Annotated in this window: 15 protein-coding genes; 7 read left to right on the forward strand and 8 right to left on the reverse strand. The window is 62.8% G+C overall.

Going from position 1 to position 20,309, the window contains the following annotated elements:
• Together APH30_RS17550 and APH30_RS17555 are read right to left on the reverse strand one after the other, a co-directional pair.
• Positions 1-819, reverse strand: an 819-nt coding sequence (locus APH30_RS17550) for a GntP family permease (RefSeq protein WP_218186811.1), incomplete at its 3' end; no start/stop codon positions are given.
• A 238-nt stretch (positions 820-1,057) separates the two neighbouring features.
• Positions 1,058-2,533 (reverse strand): PAS domain S-box protein, encoded by a 1,476-nt coding sequence (locus APH30_RS17555; protein WP_009686078.1) that lies wholly within the window; start codon positions 2,531-2,533, stop codon positions 1,058-1,060.
• Between the two features lie 204 nt (positions 2,534-2,737).
• Between APH30_RS17555 and APH30_RS17560 the strand changes: the two genes are divergently transcribed.
• Positions 2,738-3,724 (forward strand): hypothetical protein, encoded by a 987-nt coding sequence (locus APH30_RS17560; protein WP_009686079.1) that lies wholly within the window; start codon positions 2,738-2,740, stop codon positions 3,722-3,724.
• A gap of 76 nt (positions 3,725-3,800) precedes the next feature.
• Positions 3,801-3,980: a CsbD family protein gene (locus APH30_RS17565; RefSeq protein ID WP_054913276.1), complete on the forward strand. Its 180-nt coding sequence runs from the start codon at positions 3,801-3,803 to the stop codon at positions 3,978-3,980.
• Between the two features lie 76 nt (positions 3,981-4,056).
• Here the strand turns inward: APH30_RS17565 and APH30_RS17570 are convergent, their stop codons facing one another.
• Positions 4,057-4,878 (reverse strand): amino acid ABC transporter permease, encoded by an 822-nt coding sequence (locus tag APH30_RS17570; protein WP_029884901.1) that lies wholly within the window; start codon positions 4,876-4,878, stop codon positions 4,057-4,059.
• Positions 4,875-5,696 (reverse strand): ABC transporter substrate-binding protein, encoded by an 822-nt coding sequence (locus APH30_RS17575; protein WP_009686082.1) that lies wholly within the window; start codon positions 5,694-5,696, stop codon positions 4,875-4,877. Before APH30_RS17575 ends, APH30_RS17570 begins: the two co-directional genes overlap by 4 nt.
• Before the next feature lie 118 nt (positions 5,697-5,814).
• Here APH30_RS17575 and APH30_RS17580 point away from each other — a divergent pair, with 118 nt between their 5' ends.
• Positions 5,815-6,699: a homocysteine S-methyltransferase family protein gene (locus APH30_RS17580; protein WP_029884900.1), complete on the forward strand. Its 885-nt coding sequence runs from the start codon at positions 5,815-5,817 to the stop codon at positions 6,697-6,699.
• Between the two features lie 164 nt (positions 6,700-6,863).
• Positions 6,864-8,837 (forward strand): choline BCCT transporter BetT, encoded by a 1,974-nt coding sequence (betT, locus tag APH30_RS17585; RefSeq protein ID WP_054913277.1) that lies wholly within the window; start codon positions 6,864-6,866, stop codon positions 8,835-8,837.
• A gap of 6 nt (positions 8,838-8,843) precedes the next feature.
• Here betT and APH30_RS17590 read toward each other — a convergent pair whose 3' ends face one another.
• From APH30_RS17590 to APH30_RS17600, 3 genes are all read right to left on the reverse strand, one after another.
• Entirely contained in the window at positions 8,844-9,800 is a 957-nt protein-coding gene (locus APH30_RS17590; RefSeq protein WP_054913278.1) for an arsenic resistance protein, read from the reverse strand.
• A gap of 105 nt (positions 9,801-9,905) precedes the next feature.
• Positions 9,906-11,159, reverse strand: coding sequence for a serine hydroxymethyltransferase (glyA, locus tag APH30_RS17595; protein WP_009686086.1), 1,254 nt, complete (start codon positions 11,157-11,159; stop codon positions 9,906-9,908).
• A gap of 376 nt (positions 11,160-11,535) precedes the next feature.
• Positions 11,536-15,366 (reverse strand): bifunctional diguanylate cyclase/phosphodiesterase, encoded by a 3,831-nt coding sequence (locus APH30_RS17600; RefSeq protein ID WP_054913279.1) that lies wholly within the window; start codon positions 15,364-15,366, stop codon positions 11,536-11,538.
• 248 nt (positions 15,367-15,614) lie between these two features.
• On the opposite strand from APH30_RS17600, the gene APH30_RS17605 reads away from it, so the two are divergent.
• The 3 genes from APH30_RS17605 to gdhA all read left to right on the forward strand — a co-directional run bounded on the left by APH30_RS17605 (position 15,615) and on the right by gdhA (position 19,489).
• Positions 15,615-16,013, forward strand: coding sequence for a hypothetical protein (locus APH30_RS17605; RefSeq protein ID WP_029884888.1), 399 nt, complete (start codon positions 15,615-15,617; stop codon positions 16,011-16,013).
• A gap of 237 nt (positions 16,014-16,250) precedes the next feature.
• Positions 16,251-17,918 carry an energy-dependent translational throttle protein EttA gene (gene ettA, locus APH30_RS17610; protein WP_054913280.1) on the forward strand — a complete coding sequence of 556 codons (1,668 nt, stop codon included), beginning with the start codon at positions 16,251-16,253 and terminating at the stop codon, positions 17,916-17,918.
• A 230-nt stretch (positions 17,919-18,148) separates the two neighbouring features.
• Entirely contained in the window at positions 18,149-19,489 is a 1,341-nt protein-coding gene (gene gdhA / locus APH30_RS17615) for an NADP-specific glutamate dehydrogenase (RefSeq protein WP_054881365.1), read from the forward strand.
• A gap of 376 nt (positions 19,490-19,865) precedes the next feature.
• Here the strand turns inward: gdhA and APH30_RS17620 are convergent.
• On the reverse strand, positions 19,866-20,309 hold a 444-nt coding region (locus APH30_RS17620), incomplete at its 5' end, for a GreA/GreB family elongation factor (RefSeq protein WP_054913281.1).

Here is a 20,309-nt window from a genome sequence, read left to right on the forward strand (position 1 = left end):
TTCCAGCAGCGCATTGCCCTTGGGCAGCAGCATTTCGGCAACGGCGTGCACCAGCATCAGGATCGCCGGCAGCAGCGCGGCCAGCATGCCGATCAATACACCGGGGCGGGGTTGGCCGTCGGCCTGCTCAGCCAGGGTGAACTGGTCCAGCAGTGCCTGATCGGGGCGGGTGCTCATGCGCCGGGAAATGAACATGCCGTACAACGGGCCGCCCAGGACCATGGCAGGGATCGCGGCAAGGAAGCCGTAAAGCATGGTCGGCCCGACCGAGGTCTTGAGCACGGCAATGGCGGTCAGTGGGCCAGGGTGCGGAGGGACCATGCCATGCATGGCCGCCAAGGCGGAAATCACCGGCACACCTACGTACACATAGGCAGAGCCCTTGAAGCGCGCCTTGCCCTCCAGCTTGCGTGCCACGCTGAAAATCAACGGCAGCATGATCACCAGGCCAACCTCGAAGAACATCGGGATGCCGATGACGAAGGCCACCAGCATCATCGCCCAGGGGATAAGGCGGTCGGGGGTGCGTTTGAGGATGACATCGGCGACCTGTTCGGTAACGCCAGCATCCGCCAGGATCTTGCCCAGCATGGCGCCAAGGGCAATCACCACCCCGACCGCACCCAGTGTCTTGCCCGCACCGGTGAGCAGGTGCGAAACGATACTGCCGGGTTGCATATGGGTCGCGAAGCCCACGCCAATGGACACCACCAGCAACGCCAGGAGCGGGTGCATCTTCAGGCGCGACACGATCAGCGCCACCAGCACCAGAACACTGACCAGGGCGGTCAGCAACAGCTGAATATCTAAGGGAGTCATGCAAGGAGTCTCGGTTGGGCAGGCGCGTCAGCGGCAAACAGAAGGTGCAGGCAGGGCAATCAAATGTGCGGGCTGGCCAGCATGCAAAGGCATCGGGAAGGGGAGTGCGGTCATGGAACGATTCACCTTGTTATTTGGTCATCTATATGAATCTGCCCAGAGTATTTGCGGTCAACCGGGATACTGTCAAGGGTAGGCCCTGGCAGCGGCAGCGCCAGGCCCAGCCGCGAACAACCCATCAGGTACTGAACAAACGCCGTTCCCGCGCCCACACGATCGCTTCACTGCGGCTGTGCACATCGAGCTTGGAATAAACCGTTGCCACGTGGTTGCGCACCGTGTTCAGCGCCAGGTTCAGGCGCGCCGCAATCTCCTTGTCGGCCAGCCCTTCGCAGATAAGCGCCAGCACATCCCGCTCGCGGCGGGTAAGGTCGGTGAACGAGGCATCGGGCAACCGGCCGGTGTTGATACGTTTGGCATTGGCCAGCTTCTCGATCAATGTCTGGCTGAACCACGATGCATCCTGCATGACGGTCTCGATCGCCTCGACCAGTTCCAGCTCCGAGCGCTTGCGCTCGGTGATGTCCATCAGCACCAGCAGGTAACACGGGGTGTCCAGCAGGCTCACGGTGTCGGCTTGCAGCATGCAGTCGAGCGGGTCGTCACCTTTCTTGCGCAGCTTCACATCCAGCGCCTCGATACGCCCGCTCTTTTCCAGCGCATCGAACACCTGCGCGGCCACCCCGCGGTCGGCAAAGAAGTCGATTTCGGCCACGGTTTTACCGATCAGCTCCTGGGCGGTGTAGCCCAGGCTGTCGAGGAACGCTTCGTTGGCATCGATCAGTTGCTGCTTGTCGGCGCTGCACAGCAAGGTCGGCACCGGGCTCAGGCGAAACGCCTTGGCAAAGCGCTCTTCGCTCTGGCGCAGGGCGTTCTCCGCCTTACGCCGAGGCTCCAGGTCGGTGAACGAAAACAGCATGCAATCCTCTTCGTGCATGTCCAGCGGCTGCCCGGCCACGATCACCAGCTTGGTGCCGCCTTCTGGCAAGCGCAGCTCGGCCTGCATCTGCGGGATGGTCGCGCCTTCTATCAGGCGCTCGATCGCCAACTCCTTGCGCTCGGCGTTTTCCAGCACGTCCACTTCATACACCGAGCGGCCAATGACGTTTTCCCGCACATGCCCGGTCATTTCCAGAAAGCCCTGGTTCACCTTGATGAAGCGCAAGTCGCTGAGGCGGCAGATAACGGCGGGGGCAGGGTTGGCGTTGAAGGTTTTTTCAAAGCGCTGCTCTGCGCTGGCCCACTCGGTAGCGTCGGCCAGTATCAGCACCAACGACTCGGCCTCGCCCTTGCTGTCTTCCAGCACCATGCTGCGAACACGGTGTACCCGGCTGCGCGCCTCCTCATCGCCAACCGGCGAAACCTCGACCACGACATCGCTGAACACCTGCCCCGCCGCCACGCGGGCAATGGGGTACTGGTCGGCTTCCAGTGGATGGTTGTTGCGGTAGCGCAGGGCAAAGCGCTGGCGATAACCCTCGGCGTCCCCGCCCAGCTGTTCCAGGCTGTCGACCCCGTGCATGCGCAGGGCGGCTTCGTTGGCCCAGATGATCGTCTGGTCCACTTCCAGCAGCATCACGCCATCCGAAAGCCCGGCAATTATCTGCTGCAGCTGGCGGCGGTTGGTTTCACGGGCAAGCACGGCGTCGCTCATGGGCGTCCCCCGGTCGGTAGTGGCTGGTGTGGTGACTGGCGTTGAGCATAAACGCAGCAGGCACCGGCAGATTGGTGCCAATGCACTAGTTCGGGTGGGGCAGATGCATCAATACACCCTTGCATGGGACCCGCAAACTGGCCATGACGTTGCATCAGGCACCCGTGGCCGGTGCAGCCAGTTCCCATTGACGAGGATGCATAGATGACTGAAGCCTATGTAAGCACCCCGGCAAATGCCGTGAGCCCGCTGCGGGTGTCGTGGAGTGCAGTTTTCGCCGGGGGGGCCATTGCCTTGGCTACCTACCTGGTACTCAGTGTGCTGGGCACCGCCATCGGGGCCGGGGCCGTTGACGCGATGGCCGATGGCAACCCGCTGCGTGGCTTTGGCACCGGTGCGGGGGTGTGGTTGTTCGTCAGCACCCTGGTTTCGGTAGCCGCCGGTGCCTGGGTTGCCGGCCGCACGGCGCCGGGCCGCGGTGGCCTGCATGGCCTGTTGAGCTGGACGGTGACCACATTGCTGGCGACCTGGCTGCTGGCTTCGCTGGCCGGGGGCGTGGTCGGCACTGCCGGCAATATTGCCGGTAAAGGCCTGTCGCTTGCCGCGGATGGTGTGGCTGCGGCCGCACCGGCAGTCGGCCAAGGCATCAAAGAGCGCCTGGGTAAGCAGGGCATTTCGCTCGACTGGGACAGCCTGGAAGCGGAGCTGAACAAGACTCTGCAACAGTCCGGCAAGGCGGAACTGAACCCGTCGAACCTGGAGCAGCAGGCCGATCAGGCGCAGGCGCAGGGTGAGTCGGCGGGCCGTATTGCCGCCGAGGACCCGACCCAGGCCGTTGACCAGCTCAAGCAATGGTTCGACCGGGTACGCAAGGCCGGTGAGCCTGCGCTGAGCGCGGCAGACAAGCAGGCCCTGGTCAACATCGTGGCGGCGCGCACGGGCAAGAGCCAGCAGGAGGCCCAGCAGATCGTGGATAACTATGCCCGTGCCTATCAGCAAGCCGCCGAGCAGGTGCAAGTGCTGAAAGACCAGGCAGAGCAACAGGCGCGTGAAGCTGCCCAGGTAGCGGCTAGCAACGTGTCCAAAGCCGCCTGGGGCACGCTGGTAACCCTGCTGCTTGGCGCCGCCTTGAGCGTTGTGGCAGGCCGCTTCGCCCTGTCGTCACGCAAGACCCGGGTCGTGAATGTGTGATCACCCGCCCAGGTCTGCCCGTTTCACTGGTGTAACCCCAACCCACATGTACGGATGTCGTTGAAGGAGAAAAACCATGAGCAGCACGTCTGACAAAGTCAAAGGCATGGCCAACGAAGTGGTTGGCAAGGTCAAGCAAGCCGTCGGTAAAGCGACTGGCAATACCGAGCTGGAGGTAAAGGGCAAGGTGCAGGAGAAAAAGGGTGAAGCCCTACAACTGGTGGGCGATGTGAAGGACGCCGTCAGCAAGGACTAGCCGACTGTCGCCCCACCCACCAGCGGTCGCCTTCGGGCGACCGTTCTTGCATGTGCCCGCTGCGCCCAGGCACTGCTCAGCGCTGGTACGCCTTGCCGAAGTGCCGTTCCAGGCGCGCTTGCACCAGCTCCAGCAGAATCGAGAGTACCCAGTAGATGATTGCCGCGGTAGTCAGCATTTCCAGGTAACGGTAGCTGGAACGCCCGTACGACTGGGCCAGGAACATCACTTCCCACACCCCCATCACCGAAATCAGCGATGAATCCTTGAGCATCGAGATGAACTGGTTGGCCGTGGGCGGAATGATCACCCGCATGGCCTGGGGCAGCACGATGTAGCAGAACGTCTGCGGCGGGCGCATGCCCAGCGCCAGCGCCGCTTCGCGCTGGCCACGCGCCACGCCGAGAATGCCGGCGCGGAAGATTTCACTGAGGTACGCGCCGTAGTTCAGCGACAACGCAATGATGCCTGCGCTGATTGCGCCGGGCACCAGGCCGACCTGTGGCAGGCCCAGGTAAATCAGCAGAATCTGGATAAGCAGCGGCGTACCGCGGAAGAACGACGTGTAGAAACTGGCGATACCGACCAGCACCGCACTGCCGGACAAGCGCGCCAGGGCTGCGGCAAAGCCCAGCAGCACCGAGACCACCATCGAGCACAGGCACAGGAACAGGGTCAGCGCTGCGCCTTGCAAAAAGCCGTTAGGGCCCAGTTTGAAGCCGGCGAGGTTGGGGAACTTCTCCACAATGATCGCAAACTTCAGGTCGAAGCTGAGGAAGAACGCCACGAACAGACCGAACAGCGCCAGCCAGGTCAGCAGCAGCCGGGTGCGAAAGCCGAACAGGCTGGCGCCCGTGGCTTTGGCCGCGGGCTTGGGGGAGGAAGGGAAGGTGCTCATTTGCTGATGTCGGCGCCAATCCATTTCTGCGACAGCTTGGCCAGCGTGCCATCGGCTTTCAGTTCGGCAAACACCTGGCGCACCTTGGCATCCCATTCAGGGTCGCCTTTCTCGATGGCCACCGAGTTGGGCTCTTCATACAGTGGGGCGCCGGCCAGCTTGAAGCGCTTATCCTGGGTCAGGCGCGGCTGCGCGGTCACCAGGTTGGTAAGAATGGCATCCAGACGTACGCCGGCGCCCAGGCCCAGGTCCTGGAAGGCGACGTTGTCGGTGTCGTAAGGCGCAATCTGCACAAAGTCGAAGGGGTAGTCGATCTTCTGGTCTTCCTTGCCTTCGATCACCAGGTTCTTGTTCAGGTAGCTTTCGTAGCTGGAGGCGCTGGTCAAGCCTACCTTGCGCCCATCCAGGTCCTTGGCCCCATGAATGCGCTCATCCTTGGCATTGACCACGATCACCGCCGGCGATGCGTAGTACTCCACCGGGAAGTCGAACACTTCGGCGCGCGCCTTGCTGGGTGTCATCGAGCAGATGCAGATGTCGTAGCGGCCGCTCCAGCGGCCGGCGGCGATCACGTCCCACGACGGGGTTTCCAGGCGCAGCTTCACGCCAAGCTTGTCGGCCACGGCCTTGGCCACATCCACGTCGAAGCCGTCGAGTTGGTTCTGATCATTGAGGAAGGAGAACGGCGGGTAGCTCTCCATCAACACGTTGACCATTTCCTTGCGCGATTCAACCCGCTCCAGCGTGGTACCTGCCAGGGCCTGGGACGCAGTGGCGAGCAACACGAGGCCCGCGCCGAGCACAGTAGAAAAGCGCATGTACATACCTGAAAAGTTTGCCAAAAAAGAGAAAGTGTATTTAATAGTTATAAACCTTTCTCTCATAATGAATTTTATTCATAAGTACCTTCAGAGTAGTTATATGACACAGCGCGCGATGGTTATTCTCGACGGCGGCATGGGCCGTGAACTACAGCGCAGCGGCGCACCGTTTCGCCAGCCCGAATGGTCGGCGCTGGCGCTGACCGAGGCGCCCGAGGCCGTGGTAGGTGTGCATGCGGCGTTCATTGCCGCGGGTGCCCAGGTCATTACCAGCAACAGCTATGCGGTCGTGCCGTTCCACATTGGCGAGCAACGTTTTGCTACAGAAGGCCAGCAGCTGGCCAATACCGCCGGCCAGCTGGCGCGTCATGCCGCCGATAATGCTGCACACCCGGTCAAGGTAGCGGGTTCGCTGCCACCGCTGTTCGGCTCTTACCGCCCTGACCTGTTCCAACCTGAGCGGGTCGAAGAAGTATTGAAGCCGCTGCTCGCCGGCCTGGCGCCACACGTTGACCTGTGGCTGGCCGAAACCCAGAGCGCCATCGCCGAAGTACGTGCCATCCACGCGCACCTGCCCAAAGACGGCCGCCCGTTCTGGGTGTCGTTCACCCTGCAGGACGAGGACGTGGATACGGTGCCGCGCCTGCGCTCCGGTGAGCCGGTAGCGGATGCCGTGCAAGCGGTAGTCGGGCTGGGCGCCGCAGCGGTGCTGTTCAACTGCAGCCAGCCGGAAGTAATCGGCGCGGCCATTGACGTCGCCCGTGCCGTTATCGACAAGCAAGGGGCTGGGGTGGCCATCGGTGCCTACGCCAACGCCTTCCCCCCGCAGCCCAAAGAGGCTACCGCCAACGACGGGCTGGACGAGTTGCGCGAAGACCTGGACCCACCGGGCTACCTTGCCTGGGCCAAGGACTGGCGTGAACGCGGCGCCAGCATGGTGGGCGGCTGCTGCGGCATCGGCCCCGAGCACATTGCCGAGCTGAAGCGTAACCTCGGCTGACAGGTTCAAAGGCTTCTGTACGGCAAGCGAAGCGGCTAAGTTTTGGAATTGCTGGAACTCACTGTAAGGTTTCAGCATCTTCCATGCATCATGCGCCACGGGCAGTCGTGTTCTGACTGCCCAGTGATGGAGCGCAGCGCTGAACGCCCGAAGGAGTAACGCCTATGCCTGAAAACCAGAAACGCAGGAGCACCATCAACCCACCTGTCTTTTTCACCAGTGCAGTACTGGTGCTGTTACTGGTGTTGTACGCCACGATGTTCCAGGCGCATGCCCAAAGCGTCTTCGAGCATGTTCAGCAGTGGATCGTCACCAATGCAGCCTGGTTCTACATCCTCACCGTCGCACTGGTGCTGATCAGCGTCGTCTTCCTGGCCGTAAGCCGCTACGGCGACATCAAGCTGGGCCCGGACCATAGCGAGCCCGACTACCCCAACAAAAGCTGGTTCGCCATGCTGTTCTCTGCCGGCATGGGCATCGGCCTGATGTTCTTCGGTGTGGCCGAGCCGGTGATGCACTTCATCCACCCGCCCGTGGGTGACCCCAACACGGTGGCCGCCGCCCTCGAAGCCATGAACATCACCTTTTTCCACTGGGGGCTGCATGCCTGGGCGATCTACGCCATGGTGGCGTTGATCCTGGCCTACTTCAGTTTCCGCAACGGGCTGCCGCTTACCCTGCGTTCGGCGCTGTACCCCTTGATCGGCGAGCGTATCTACGGCCCTATCGGCCATGCAGTGGACATCTTCGCCATCCTGGGCACGGTATTTGGCGTCGCCACCTCGCTGGGCTACGGTGTGCTGCAGATCAACAGTGGGCTGAACCACTTGTTCGGCCTTCCGATCAGCACCTCGGTGCAGGTCATTCTGATTGCCGTTACCTGTGCATTGGCCACGCTGTCGGTGGCCAGCGGCCTGGACAAGGGCATCCGTATCCTGTCGGAGCTCAACCTGGGGCTCGCCGTGGTCCTGATGCTTTTCGTGCTGGCGGTAGGCCCTACGGTATTCCTGCTGCAGGCCTATGTGCAGAACACAGGGGCCTACCTGTCCGACATTGTCAACAAGACGTTCAACCTGTTTGCCTACGAACCCACCGACTGGATTGGCGGCTGGACCTTGCTCTACTGGGGCTGGTGGTTGTCTTGGTCGCCCTTCGTGGGGTTGTTCATTGCGCGCATTTCCCGTGGGCGCACCATTCGCGAGTTCGTGTGTGGCGTGCTGTTCGTCCCGGCCGGCTTCACGTTGCTGTGGATGACCGTGTTTGGCGACTCGGCCATCCATATGATCCTGCACGGCGGTGTCAAGGACCTGGCCACGGTGGTGGATCAGGACAGCTCGCTGGCCTTGTTCGCGTTCCTCGAGCACTTCCCCTGGTCTACGGCCATCTCGATGCTGGCAGTGCTGATGGTGGTAGTTTTCTTCGTTACCTCGGCCGACTCGGGTGCGCTTGTCGTGGATATGTTGGCGTCCTCCGGCAGGGGCCATTCACCGCTCTGGCAGCGCGTGTTCTGGTCGGTCACCATGGGCGCGGTGGCCATTGCCCTGCTGCTGGCCAACGGCCTGAAAGCATTGCAGGCGGCCACCATTGCCAGCGCCTTGCCGTTCGCGATCATCCTGCTGTTTTCCATCTGGGGGTTGTTCAAGGCCCTGGGGCTGGACGCCACACGGCGTGGGCTGCGCACCCAGGCACTGCCAGGTCAGCGGCAGGGCCGTCAGAACCACGGCGGCTGGCAGCGCCGCTTGCGCAATATCGCCATGATGCCGCGCAGGGCGCACGTCACCCGCTTCATCGCCGATGTGGTCAAGCCCGCTTGCGAAGAAGTGGCGCAGGAACTGCGCAAACAGGGCTATGAGGTGACCGTGGATGAGCGTGAAGACGGCCGCATCACGCTCGAGCTTTCCCATGCCGGTGAAGGGCGCTTCAAGTACCAGGTACGCCCCCGGGCATTCAATACGCCGAGCTTCGTCATGCGCGACGCCGATGACAACAGCGATGCGCGCAAATACTTCCGGGCAGAGGTGTACCTGCGCGAAGGCGGGCAGGACTACGATGTGATGGGCTGGAGCCGTGAGGATGTGATCGGCGACATCCTCGACCAGTACGAGCGCCACCTGCATTACCTGCACGTAGTGAGCTGATGCTGTTTACGTGCGGGCGACCGCCGGAATCGCCCGCACGTAGACCAGCTCGCAGACCAGCTCGACCAATGTCTGGGTAATCACCGCCGCTGCCGCCAGTGTGCGCCACTGCTCTGGCAAGGCGAGCGCCAGCGGCAACACCACCAGCGAGTTGCGCGTCGCCGCACTGAACATCACGGCGCGCTTCTGCTGTGCCGGCAAGCCCAGCAGCCTCGCTGTTGCCCAGCCGATGGCGGGTGCCACCAGCGCAAAGCCCAGGTAAACCGGCACTACGGGCAGCAGTTGCGGCAGGTCGTGCAACACGATCCGGATCTGTGAAGCGATCACCACGAACAGCACCAGTGCCATCGCCGGTACGGGCATCCAGGCCCAGGCATCGTTCCACCGGCTCACCCCCCGCCACTTGCCGACCAGGGCACTGGTCCACACGGCCAAGGCCAACGGCACGACGATCATCGCCACGAACGCCTGCACGAAGGGCCCTATCGCCAGGTTCAACGCCTGGCCATCGTCGAGCATGAGCGCCAGGTAAAACGGCAACAGCAGCAGTTGCAGCAGCAACAGCACGGGGGTGGCGGCCAGCATGAGCCGCGCATCGCCTTTGCCCATGTGTGTGAACACCACCACGTAGTCGATGCAAGGTGCCAGCAGTACCAGCAGGGCGCCTGCCAGCAAGGCCGGCTGGCCCGTCAGCCCGCGCGTCAGGCCCCACACCAGCAAGGGCACCAGCACGAAATTGGCCAGCAGCAAGGCAGCCGTGAAGCGCCGATTGGCCAGGCTTGTGCGCAGGTCCAGAAAGGGTATCTGCAAGAACATGGCGTACATCAGCACGGCGATGGCGGGTGTGATCAGCACTTCCAGCACTGAAGCACCCGCACTGTCGAAAACGCCGAAAGCGCAGGCCGCCAGCACGGTGGCGAAATAAATGAGCGTTTGCCGGGTTTCGAGTTGGTCTCTGGTCAAGAAATTACCTACTGGAAAAATGACAGCACTGTGCCGCAAGCCGTGTGAAATCCGGCGCATAAAAAACCCGGCATCGAGCCGGGCTTTTCTTCTGGCGATCAGCGATCAGTTGCCGTAAACCGGCAGCTTCTTGCAGATGGCCTTGACCTTTTCACGCACGGCATCGATCACCGCTTCGTTGTTCAGGTCAGCCAGGATGTCGCAGATCCAGCCAGCCAGTTCCTTGCACTCGGCTTCCTTGAAGCCACGGGTGGTGACGGCTGGGGTGCCGAAACGCAGGCCCGAGGTGACGAACGGCGAACGTGGGTCGTTGGGTACCGAGTTCTTGTTGACGGTAATGTAGGCTTTGCCCAGGGCAGCGTCCGCATCTTTACCGGAGATTTCCTGCTTGATCAGCGACAGCAGGAACAGGTGGTTCTGGGTACCGCCAGACACCACGTCGAAACCACGCTCGATGAACACTTCGGCCATGGCCTGGGCGTTTTTCACGACCTGCTGCTGGTAAGCCTTGAACTCAGGCTGCAGGGCTTCCTTGAAGCAGATGGCCTTGGCGGCGATGACGTGCTCCAGCGGGCCGCCCTGGGCGCCAGGGAATACGGCGGAGTTCAGCTTCTTCTCGATTTCTTCGTTCTTGCGCGCCAGGATCAGGCCGCCGCGTGGGCCGCGCAGGGTCTTGTGCGTGGTGGTGGTGACCACGTCGGCGAACGGTACCGGGTTCGGGTACACGCCAGCGGCAACCAGGCCGGCAACGTGGGCCATGTCGACGAACAGGTAGGCACCCACCTTGTCGGCGATGGCACGGAAGCGGGCGAAGTCCAGTACTTGCGAGTAGGCGGAGAAGCCGGCAACGATCATCTTCGGCTTGTGCTCAACAGCCAGGCGCTCGACTTCGTCGTAGTCGATCAGGCCGTTGCCGTCGATGCCGTACTGGATGGCGTTGTACAGTTTGCCCGAGGAGCTTACCGAAGCACCGTGGGTCAGGTGGCCACCGTGGGCCAGGCTCATGCCCAGGATGGTGTCACCGGCCGACAGCAGGGCCAGGTAGACAGCAGCGTTGGCCTGGGAGCCAGCGTGCGGCTGGACGTTGGCGTAATCGGCACCGAACAGCTCTTTGGCACGGTCGATGGCCAATTGCTCGACGACGTCGACGTACTCGCAACCACCGTAGTAGCGCTTGCCTGGGTAGCCTTCGGCGTACTTGTTGGTCAGCACCGAGCCCTGGGCTTCCATGACAGCCGGGCTGGTGTAGTTTTCCGAGGCGATCAGCTCGATATGCTCTTCCTGGCGCAGGGCTTCTTGCTGCATGGCTTCGAAGAGCTCGGCGTCGTACTTGGCAATGGTCAAATCACGGCTGAACATGGCGGTCCTCAAGGATCGGGGTAGTTTGGGGGGGCATTCTAACCGATTGATTCGCGGCTGGCATATGAAGTGGCGTCAAGTCGCGGACCAATGGGTCTCATGTTGCATCCCGCGCCGTGTCTGGGCTGGGTGGGGATTGGAGTTGACTTTGAAGTCCGGTTTCTGGGGGCTTTGCGCCCCATCGCCGGCAAGCCGGCTCCCACATGTTGGCACATGGCTGGAAGTTGGAGCGGTCGGTGTGGGAGCGGGCACGCCCGCGAAGAACCCGGCGCGGAGGCTGGCACCGGCTACGCCGGTGTTCGCGGGCACGCCCGCTCCCACAAGGTCCTGCTGAATCAATAATTCATGTGTTGCGATGAGGCCAGTGCAGGCAGCGTCAATGGAACATGAACAACGTCTCGTTGGCGAACTGTGCCTCGAACTGATGCGCCGGCATCGGGCGCCCGAACAGGTAGCCCTGCACCTCGTCGCACCCGTGCTCGCGCAGGAACTCCAGTTGCTCGTGGGTTTCCACGCCCTCGGCGATGACCGCCAGGTTGAGGCTGTGGGCCATGGCGATGATCGCCCGGGCAATCTGCGCGTCCTGCTCGCCTTCGGGCAGGCCGTCGACGAAGGTTCGGTCGATCTTCAGCACGTCGATAGGGAACTGCTTGAGGTAGTTCAGCGACGAGTAGCCGGTGCCGAAGTCATCCACCGCAATGCTCAGGCCAAGGTTCTTCAGGCTCGCCAGTATCTGCAGCGCCTCGTTCACCTCACGCATCAGGATACTCTCGGTCAGTTCCAGCTCCAGGCACGCCGGCGGTAGCCCGCATTCCTCGAAGATGGTGGCAATCCGGGTGCCCAGCTGGCCATCGGAGAACTGCCGCGCCGAGATGTTCACCGAGACTTTCGGCACCCGCACCTTGGCCTTGTGCCAGGCCTTGAGCTGGCGGCTGGCCTCGCGCAGCACCCAGTCGCCCACATCCACCACCAGGCCCAGCTCCTCGATCACCGGGATGAAGTCGCCGGGCGGCACCAGGCCGCGGGTCGGGTGCCGCCAGCGCAGCAGCGCCTCGGCACCGGTCAGGCGTTTGCCATCGCCACTGAACTGCGGCTGGTAGTACAGGATGAACTCGTTCTGCTCCATGGCATGGCGCAAGTCGCTTTCCAGCTCCAGGCGCTCCAGGGCGCTGGCGTTCATCTCGGCCTGGTAGAACTGGAAGTTGTTCTTGCCGCGTTCCTTGGCGTGGTACATGGCGGTGTCGGCGTTTTTCATCAGCTGGCTCAGCTCGCTGCCATCCTGCGGGCTGAGGGCGATGCCGATACTGGCGGTGACGAAGAACTCGCGGTTTTCCAGCACGAACGGCCGCACCAGGCTGGCAAGGATGTTCTCGGCCACATGGATGGCACGGTTCAAGGCCATTTCCCGGGTCGCGCGCGGTTGCAGCAGCAAGGTGAATTCGTCGCCGCCCATGCGCGCCACGGTGTCGTCGTCGTCCACGCAGGCCAGCAGGCGCAAGGCCATGTCCTTGAGCATGCGGTCGCCGGCGGCATGGCCAAGCGAGTCGTTGATCGGCTTGAAGCGGTCGAGGTCGAGGAACATCAGCACCACCCAGGCCTTTTGCCGCTCGGCCTGTTGCAGGGCGTTGTACAAACGGTCCTGGAACAGCGTGCGGTTGGGCAGGTGGGTGAGGGCGTCGTAGTAGGCCAGGCGGTGAATGCGTTGCTCGCTGGCCTTGCGCTCGCTGATGTCGGTAAAGAAGCACACGTAGCTGGCCAGGTCGCCCTCATCGTCCAGCACTGCGGTGATGCCGACCCAGGCCGGGTAGTGGTCGCCGTCACGGCGCTTGAGCCACACCTCGCCCTCCCAGCTGCCGCGCTGGTGCAGTTGCTTGACCACGTAGCGCAGGTGGCTTTCCTGCTGTTCGTCGACCGTGAGCATGCTGGGCAACTGGTCGAGCACGTCGCTGACGGCGTAGCCGCTGACCCGGCTGAACGCTTCGTTGGCCTGGACGATATAGCCGGCCGGGTCGGTGATGAGAATCGCCGAGGTCGAGTGCTCGAATACCGTCGCGGCCATGCGCAGGTCTTTTTCTGCGCGGCGCTGCTGGCTGATGTCGCGGCCGACCCCCAGCACACCTTCGAAGCGCTGGTCGTCGTCCCACACCAGCACCAGGCGCAGTTCGATCGGGATCTTGCGGCCATCGGCGCGCAGGCAGTCGAACAGGAACAGCTGGGTCGGCAGCTGGCTGCGCAGCTGGGCCAACTGCTCGGCGTCGCCCATGGCCTTGCTGACCCGCTCCATCAGGCTGTAGATGCCGGTGAGCTGGGCCGGGTTGGCGATGATCGACTGCCAGCCGTTGGTGAAGATCCACTCGGCCTGGTAACCCAGCACGCTCTGCACCGACGGGCTGACATAGTTGAGCTGGAGCAGGTTGTCGGTGGAGAAGATCACGTCGCTGATGCTTTCGGCCAGCATGCGGTAGCGCTGCTCACTGTCACGCAGCGACTCGCTGGCCTCGATCTGTACGGTGACATCCTTGCCAACGCCGATGATGCGCGTTACCAGGCCTTCGGCGTTGCGGGTCAGTACCTGCTCGCGGATGTCGTAGCAGCGCCAACTGCCGTCCCGGTGGCGAAAGCGCAACTGACAGTGCAATTGTTGGTCGTGGCCGTTGTTCCGCTGTTGCTGGCGCAAGGCCTGGTAGTGCGCGGCGTCTTCGGGGTGCAGCAGCAGTTCCCAGAAGCGCTCGCCCATGTGTGCCAGCTCGGTACGGTCGTAGCCCAGGGTCTGGCCGAGGTGGCGGTTGCTGAAGATCATCCGCTGGCTGAGCACATCCTGCACGTACAGCTGGTCGGGCACGGTGCGCACCACGTCGGACCAGAAGCTTTCGCGCTCCAGCAGCGACAGTTCGACCTGCTTGCGGCTGGTGATGTCGCTGATGCTCAGGATCACCGCCTGGTAGTCACGCCGTTGTTGCGGCAGGCGCGCCATCAACCACAGGTGCAACTCGCCACCCAGCGGTGACGGCAGGCGTACTTCCAGCTCCAGCACCTGGCGCTGTTCGATCAGCGCGTCGATCAGTTGCATGCCGATGCTGTCGCGGCCATCGCCGGTGCCGTCGATCAACCGCTGCCAGGCGCCTTCATGGCCGTCGATGTTCAGCAGCTGGCGGGCCACCTGGTTGACTTCGGTGATCTTCAGTTCCAGCAGCAGGGACCGGCGCAGGCCTGGGTCCAGGGCCAGGCTGTGCTTGAGTGCGGCGCGGTTGCGCAGGTGGTAGCGGTCCAGCTGGCCCGGCAGGCTCGACAAGTCGAGAACGCACAGGGCCACGCCGGTGCCTTCGAAAATTTCCTGGTAGCGCCGGCGGTCTTCCTGCAGCGCACGCTGGCGCCGGCGCATGTTGATCAGGGCCAGCACCGGCAGCAGGGCGCAAAACAGCACCAGCAGGCATTTGCCGATGAGCGCCGGCAGCAGCTTCTGTTGCATCAGCTTGGCGTCGAACAGGCCGCGCAGTTGCCAGGTGCTGTTGTCGATGAAGGCCAGCATCACGCTTTGCAGTGGTTCATCGCTGGTAGCGGTAGGGGCATGGCGCTGCAGCACTTCGCCGGTGCGGCTGTTTTCCAGCAGCCATAACGGGTGGGTGCCGCTGTCCAGGTGCAGGGTGAGCTCGCGGTAGTAGTCTGGCGACAGGCGCAGCAGCCAGTAGCCGCGGTCCTGCTCGGTGGCCTGGCGCAGCAGCATGTACAGCGTGTGGTTGTCGGGCGAATTGGTGAAGAAGTACGCACGCCCCTGGTTCAGCGCCAGTAACTCGTCCAGCCACTGCCGGTCCGGGCTGCCGGCCAGGCTGTCGGCGCGCAGCTGCCCGGTGCTGTCCAGCCAGGCCAGGCTTTGCAGGTCGGGCAGGCGCTGGCGCAGGGTATCCACCAGGCTGGGCATGGCTGCGGGCGTCGGCGGGTTGATGTAGGGCTGTACCACGTTCACCGCCTGCTGGGCCTTGAACGCCATGTTCAGGTTCAGGTGGTCGGCCATTTCCACGCTGGCATCCAGGCTCTGCGCGCGCAGGTCGGCCTGGGTGTGGTTGAACTGGGCGAACAGTTGCCACAGCAGCAGGCCCAGCAGGATCAGGGCCAGCAGCGCCAACGTGCCCTTGATCGACCCGCGCAGGGTAGAGGCGGGTGCTTCAGGCGCTGAACGCAGTGACGACGGGTGAGTAAGATTGATCAAGCGCTGATCCTGCGATTGGGCTGGCGATGGCAGGGACGAAACGTGCACGGCATGTACCGATGTCCGGCAGTCACACCGTGGTGGCGCACTATAAGGCCGGACACCCGAAACCGGCTAGCATGCCTACGATTATGGCAAAGTGCCAGCCATCTGGGCCGATGGCGACTGCCCGCCGGTTCGGCAAGCCCCTGCAACCTGTGCGAGAATGCCGCCCGCTTTACATGACAACGCATCGGAGATGTTCGCTTTTGGTTACTCACTTTTCCTCCAATGGCCTCGATTCCGCCTGTGGGCGTAGCAGTCAGACCCTTGTCAGCACTGCCGTGACCGAGGACGTATCCTGCAAGTCTTGCCAGCGTTCGCTGAGCAAACCTGAAGCGGCCAGTTCGGCCAAGCCCAAGGCCCCGTCGCTGGCTGAACTGCGCAAGACCGCCAAGGCGGCAGCGCCGGCAGTGGCTGCGGCCCACAAGCCTGCAGCCAAGGTGGTCAGCACTGCCCCTGCGGCCGCCAAACCCGCGAATGTTGCCGAGCAGCAGCCTGCCCGCAGCAGTGGCTTCAGCGTGAAGTCTGCCTGGGCCGCGCGCCTGGCCGAGCAGGGTGACCGTTGCCGGTTGCCGCGTGGCAAGGCCCGGCAGCGTCACGTCTGAGCCATCTCGGCAGCTGTGCCGCCCCTTTCGCGGCTAAAGTCGCGAAAGGGGCGGCACAGGCAACACATTTCCCCATAGATCACACCGTTCCCTGCCCACCATCGCCCCGCCTATGAAACGCCGTGCGATGGCGTAGAATGGTCGCCTTTGTTCAATTACACCCAAACACACATCTCCCTGGCCAGCGCGCCGGGGCGATCGTCGATGTCTTTACTTACCTGATTAGAGGGCTTGGTTTTGGCTCAATACGTCTACACCATGCATCGGCTGAGCAAGGTCGTGCCGCCGAAGCGGGAAATTCTCAAGAACATTTCCCTGTCATTCTTCCCAGGCGCCAAGATTGGCGTGCTCGGCCTGAACGGCGCCGGTAAGTCGACCCTGCTGCGGATCATGGCGGGCGTCGACAAGGAATTCGACGGCGAAGCCCGTCCGATGCCCGACATCAACGTGGGCTACCTGCCCCAGGAACCGCAACTGGACCCGACCAAGACGGTCCGCGAAGTGGTCGAAGAAGCCGTCAGCGTGATCAAGGACGCCCAGGCCCGCCTGGACGAGGTGTACGCTGCCTACGCCGAACCGGATGCCGACTTCGACAAGCTGGCCGCCGAACAGGCCAAGCTGGAAGCCATCCTGCAGGCCGCCGATGGCCACAACCTGGAGCGCCAGCTGGACGTCGCTGCCGACGCCCTGCGCCTGCCGGCCTGGGACGCCCGCATTGAGCACCTGTCCGGTGGTGAGAAGCGCCGTGTGGCCCTGTGCCGCCTGCTGCTGTCGGCCCCCGACATGCTGCTGCTCGACGAACCAACCAACCACCTGGACGCCGACTCGGTGGCCTGGCTGGAGCGCTTCCTGCACGACTTCCCGGGCACGGTGGTGGCGATTACCCACGACCGTTACTTCCTCGACAACGTCGCTGGCTGGATCCTGGAACTGGACCGTGGCGCCGGCATCCCGTACGAAGGCAACTACTCGGGCTGGCTGGAAGCCAAGTCCGAGCGCCTGGCGCAGGAGTCCAAGCAGCAAAGCGCCCATGAAAAGGCCATGAAAGAGGAACTGGAGTGGGTGCGCAAAGGCGCCAAGGCCCGCCAGTCCAAGTCCAAGGCCCGCCTGCAGCGCTTCGAAGAAATGCAGTCGCAGGAATTCCAGAAGCGTAGCGAAACCAACGAGATCTACATCCCGGCCGGCCCACGCCTGGGTGACAAGGTCATCGAGTTCAAGAACGTCACCAAGGGCTATGGCGACCGCGTACTGATCGACAACCTGTCGTTCGCCATGCCAAAAGGCGCGATCGTCGGCGTGATCGGTGGTAACGGTGCTGGTAAGTCCACCCTGTTCCGCATGCTGATGGGCAAGGAACAGCCGGATTCGGGCAGCATCGAAATCGGCGAAACCGTGCAACTGGCTTGCGTCGACCAAAGCCGCGAAGACCTGGACGGCAGCAAGACCGTGTTCCAGCAGGTGTCCGACGGTTCCGACATGATCAAGATCGGCAACTACGAGATCCCGTCGCGTACTTACGTTGGCCGTTTCAACTTCAAAGGCGGCGACCAGCAGAAGTTCGTCAAGGACCTGTCCGGTGGTGAGCGGGGTCGCCTGCACCTGGCGTTGACGCTGAAAGAGGGCGGTAACGTCCTGCTGCTCGACGAACCGTCCAACGACCTGGACGTGGAAACCCTGCGTTCGCTGGAAGAAGCCCTGCTGGACTTCCCGGGCGCCGCGATCGTGATTTCCCACGACCGTTGGTTCCTGGACCGTGTGGCGACCCACATCCTGGCGTACGAAGACGACTCGAACGTGGTGTTCTTCGAGGGTAACTACACCGAGTACGAAGCCGACCGCAAAAAGCGTCTGGGTGACGCTGCTGCCCAGCCGCACCGGGTAAGGCACAAGAAACTGGCCCAATAAGCCAGTGTCTTGATGCACAGGAATGGGGCCCTTGGTGGCCCCATTTTTGTGCCTGACGTTTACGGGACTGGCTGTTTGAAGGTCAGTATTGCGGCTTTTTTTGTATACACTTATATAAAGCGCACCAAATAAATTCAGAAAAACGACATGTCGCCCTGTTCCGGTGCGATTGCTTCTTGGTACATTCCCGAAAAACCAATAAGTCCAAAATCCTCGGTGAGATGTCTACCATGATCGAATCTGTCGACAGTTTCCTCCTGCGCCTGCAACAGCGCGACCCAGGCCAGCCCGAGTTCCACCAGGCAGTGGAAGAAGTGCTGCGCACGTTGTGGCCCTTCCTTGAGGCCAACCCTCATTACCTGCAGTCCGGCATCCTGGAGCGTATGGTCGAGCCGGAGCGTGCGGTGCTGTTCCGCGTGTCGTGGGTCGATGACCAGGGCAAAGTGCAGGTCAACCGCGGCTACCGTATCCAGATGAGCAGCGCCATCGGCCCGTACAAGGGCGGCTTGCGCTTCCACCCCTCGGTCAACCTCAGCGTGCTGAAATTCCTGGCCTTCGAGCAGGTCTTCAAGAACTCCCTGACTTCGCTGCCCATGGGCGGTGGCAAGGGCGGGTCGGACTTCGACCCCAAAGGCAAGAGCGACGCCGAAGTGATGCGCTTCTGCCAGGCGTTCATGAGCGAGCTGTACCGCCATATCGGCGCCGACTGCGACGTGCCGGCCGGTGACATCGGCGTGGGTGCCCGCGAAATCGGCTTCATGTTTGGCCAGTACAAGCGGCTTGCCAACCAGTTCACCTCGGTACTGACCGGCAAGGGGATGACCTACGGTGGCAGCCTGATTCGCCCCGAAGCCACCGGCTACGGTTGCGTGTATTTCGCCGAGGAAATGCTCAAGCGCCAGGACAAGCGCATCGACGGCCGTCGCGTGGCGGTGTCGGGCTCGGGCAACGTTGCCCAGTATGCCGCGCGCAAGGTCATGGACCTGGGCGGCAAAGTGATCTCCATGTCGGACTCCGAAGGCACGCTGTATGCCGAAGCCGGCCTGACCGATGCCCAGTGGGAAGCATTGATGGCGCTGAAAAACGTCAAGCGGGGCCGTATCAGCGAGCTGGCCGAGCAGTTCGGCCTGGAGTTCCGCAAGGGCCAGACCCCGTGGAGCCTGGCGTGCGACATCGCCTTGCCGTGCGCCACGCAGAATGAACTGGGCGCCGAAGACGCCCGTACCTTGCTGGCCAACGGCTGTATCTGCGTGGCCGAAGGCGCCAACATGCCGACCACCCTGGAAGCGGTGGATATCTTCCTGGAAGCCGGCATCCTCTATGCCCCGGGCAAAGCATCCAACGCCGGCGGTGTAGCCGTGTCTGGCCTGGAAATGTCGCAGAATGCCATGCGCCTGCTGTGGACTGCCGGCGAAGTGGACAGCAAGCTGCACAACATCATGCAATCGATCCACCATGCTTGCGTGCATTATGGTGAAGAGGCGGATGGCCGGGTCAATTACGTGAAAGGTGCGAACATCGCCGGCTTTGTCAAAGTGGCGGATGCGATGTTGGCTCAGGGCGTGGTTTGATCCGGGATCGCAGGGGGCCGCTTTGCGGCCCGTCGCGACACAAGGCCGCTTATAAACGGGCGGAGGCGGCATCATCAATCGATGTAGGAGCGGGTTCACCCGCGAATTCGGTGGTGCCGGCAACGCACAATGCCTGGTAGAAATCGGCCAGCAGGCCCGGCCCTTTCGCGGGTAAACCCGCTCCTACGACGGGCGGGGGTGGCAGGCAGTCCTGCAGACCCGGGGCGGCACCATTGATCGAGCGGGTTCACCCGCGAATACGGTGGTACCAACGACGCACAATGCCTGGCAGAAACTGGCCAGCAGGCCCGGCCTTTTCGCGGTTAAAACCGCAACAATGATCGCGACCTTGTGTCGCGACGGGCCTCAAGGCGCCTCACCCTTCAGCGATCACGTCAGTCACTTCGATCACCAATTCCCCAACCGGCCGCTGCCACACCACCTCATCCCCCGGCCCCGCCCCCAGCAAGGCCCGCCCCAACGGCGACCCCCAGTTGATCAGGCCGCGCCCGGCATCCGCCTCATCCTCGCCCACCAGCCGTACCTCATGCGCTTGGTCTTGCGCGTCGACAAAGCGTACCCGGCTGCCAATCTGCACCTTGCTGTGCGACGTCGCGGGCGGTACCACCTGGGCGCTCTGTACCCGCGCGCTGAAGTAACGCAGGTCGCGCTCGGTATCGGCCAGCCGCTGCTTGTCCACACGCTCGCCCTGCGCCTGCAGGTCGCTGCGCAATGCATTCAACTCGGCCACACGTGCTTGCAACTGGCGCAGGCCGCTGGCGGTCACATAGTTGGGTTGCTCACTGACGCGCCGCTCTAC

It is taken from the genome of Pseudomonas sp. NBRC 111127 (assembly GCF_001320345.1).
Taxonomy (GTDB): Bacteria; Pseudomonadota; Gammaproteobacteria; order Pseudomonadales; family Pseudomonadaceae; genus Aquipseudomonas; species Aquipseudomonas juntendi.

Coding starts and splice junctions, on each gene's coding strand:
- APH30_RS17555 (WP_009686078.1), bottom strand. CDS start 2,533: ATGAGCGACGCCGTGCTTGCCCGTGAAACCAACCGCCGCCAGCTGCAG.
- APH30_RS17560 (WP_009686079.1), top strand. CDS start 2,738: ATGACTGAAGCCTATGTAAGCACCCCGGCAAATGCCGTGAGCCCGCTG.
- APH30_RS17565 (WP_054913276.1), top strand. CDS start 3,801: ATGAGCAGCACGTCTGACAAAGTCAAAGGCATGGCCAACGAAGTGGTT.
- APH30_RS17570 (WP_029884901.1), bottom strand. CDS start 4,878: ATGAGCACCTTCCCTTCCTCCCCCAAGCCCGCGGCCAAAGCCACGGGC.
- APH30_RS17575 (WP_009686082.1), bottom strand. CDS start 5,696: ATGCGCTTTTCTACTGTGCTCGGCGCGGGCCTCGTGTTGCTCGCCACT.
- APH30_RS17580 (WP_029884900.1), top strand. CDS start 5,815: ATGGTTATTCTCGACGGCGGCATGGGCCGTGAACTACAGCGCAGCGGC.
- betT (WP_054913277.1), top strand. CDS start 6,864: ATGCCTGAAAACCAGAAACGCAGGAGCACCATCAACCCACCTGTCTTT.
- glyA (WP_009686086.1), bottom strand. CDS start 11,159: ATGTTCAGCCGTGATTTGACCATTGCCAAGTACGACGCCGAGCTCTTC.
- gdhA (WP_054881365.1), top strand. CDS start 18,149: ATGATCGAATCTGTCGACAGTTTCCTCCTGCGCCTGCAACAGCGCGAC.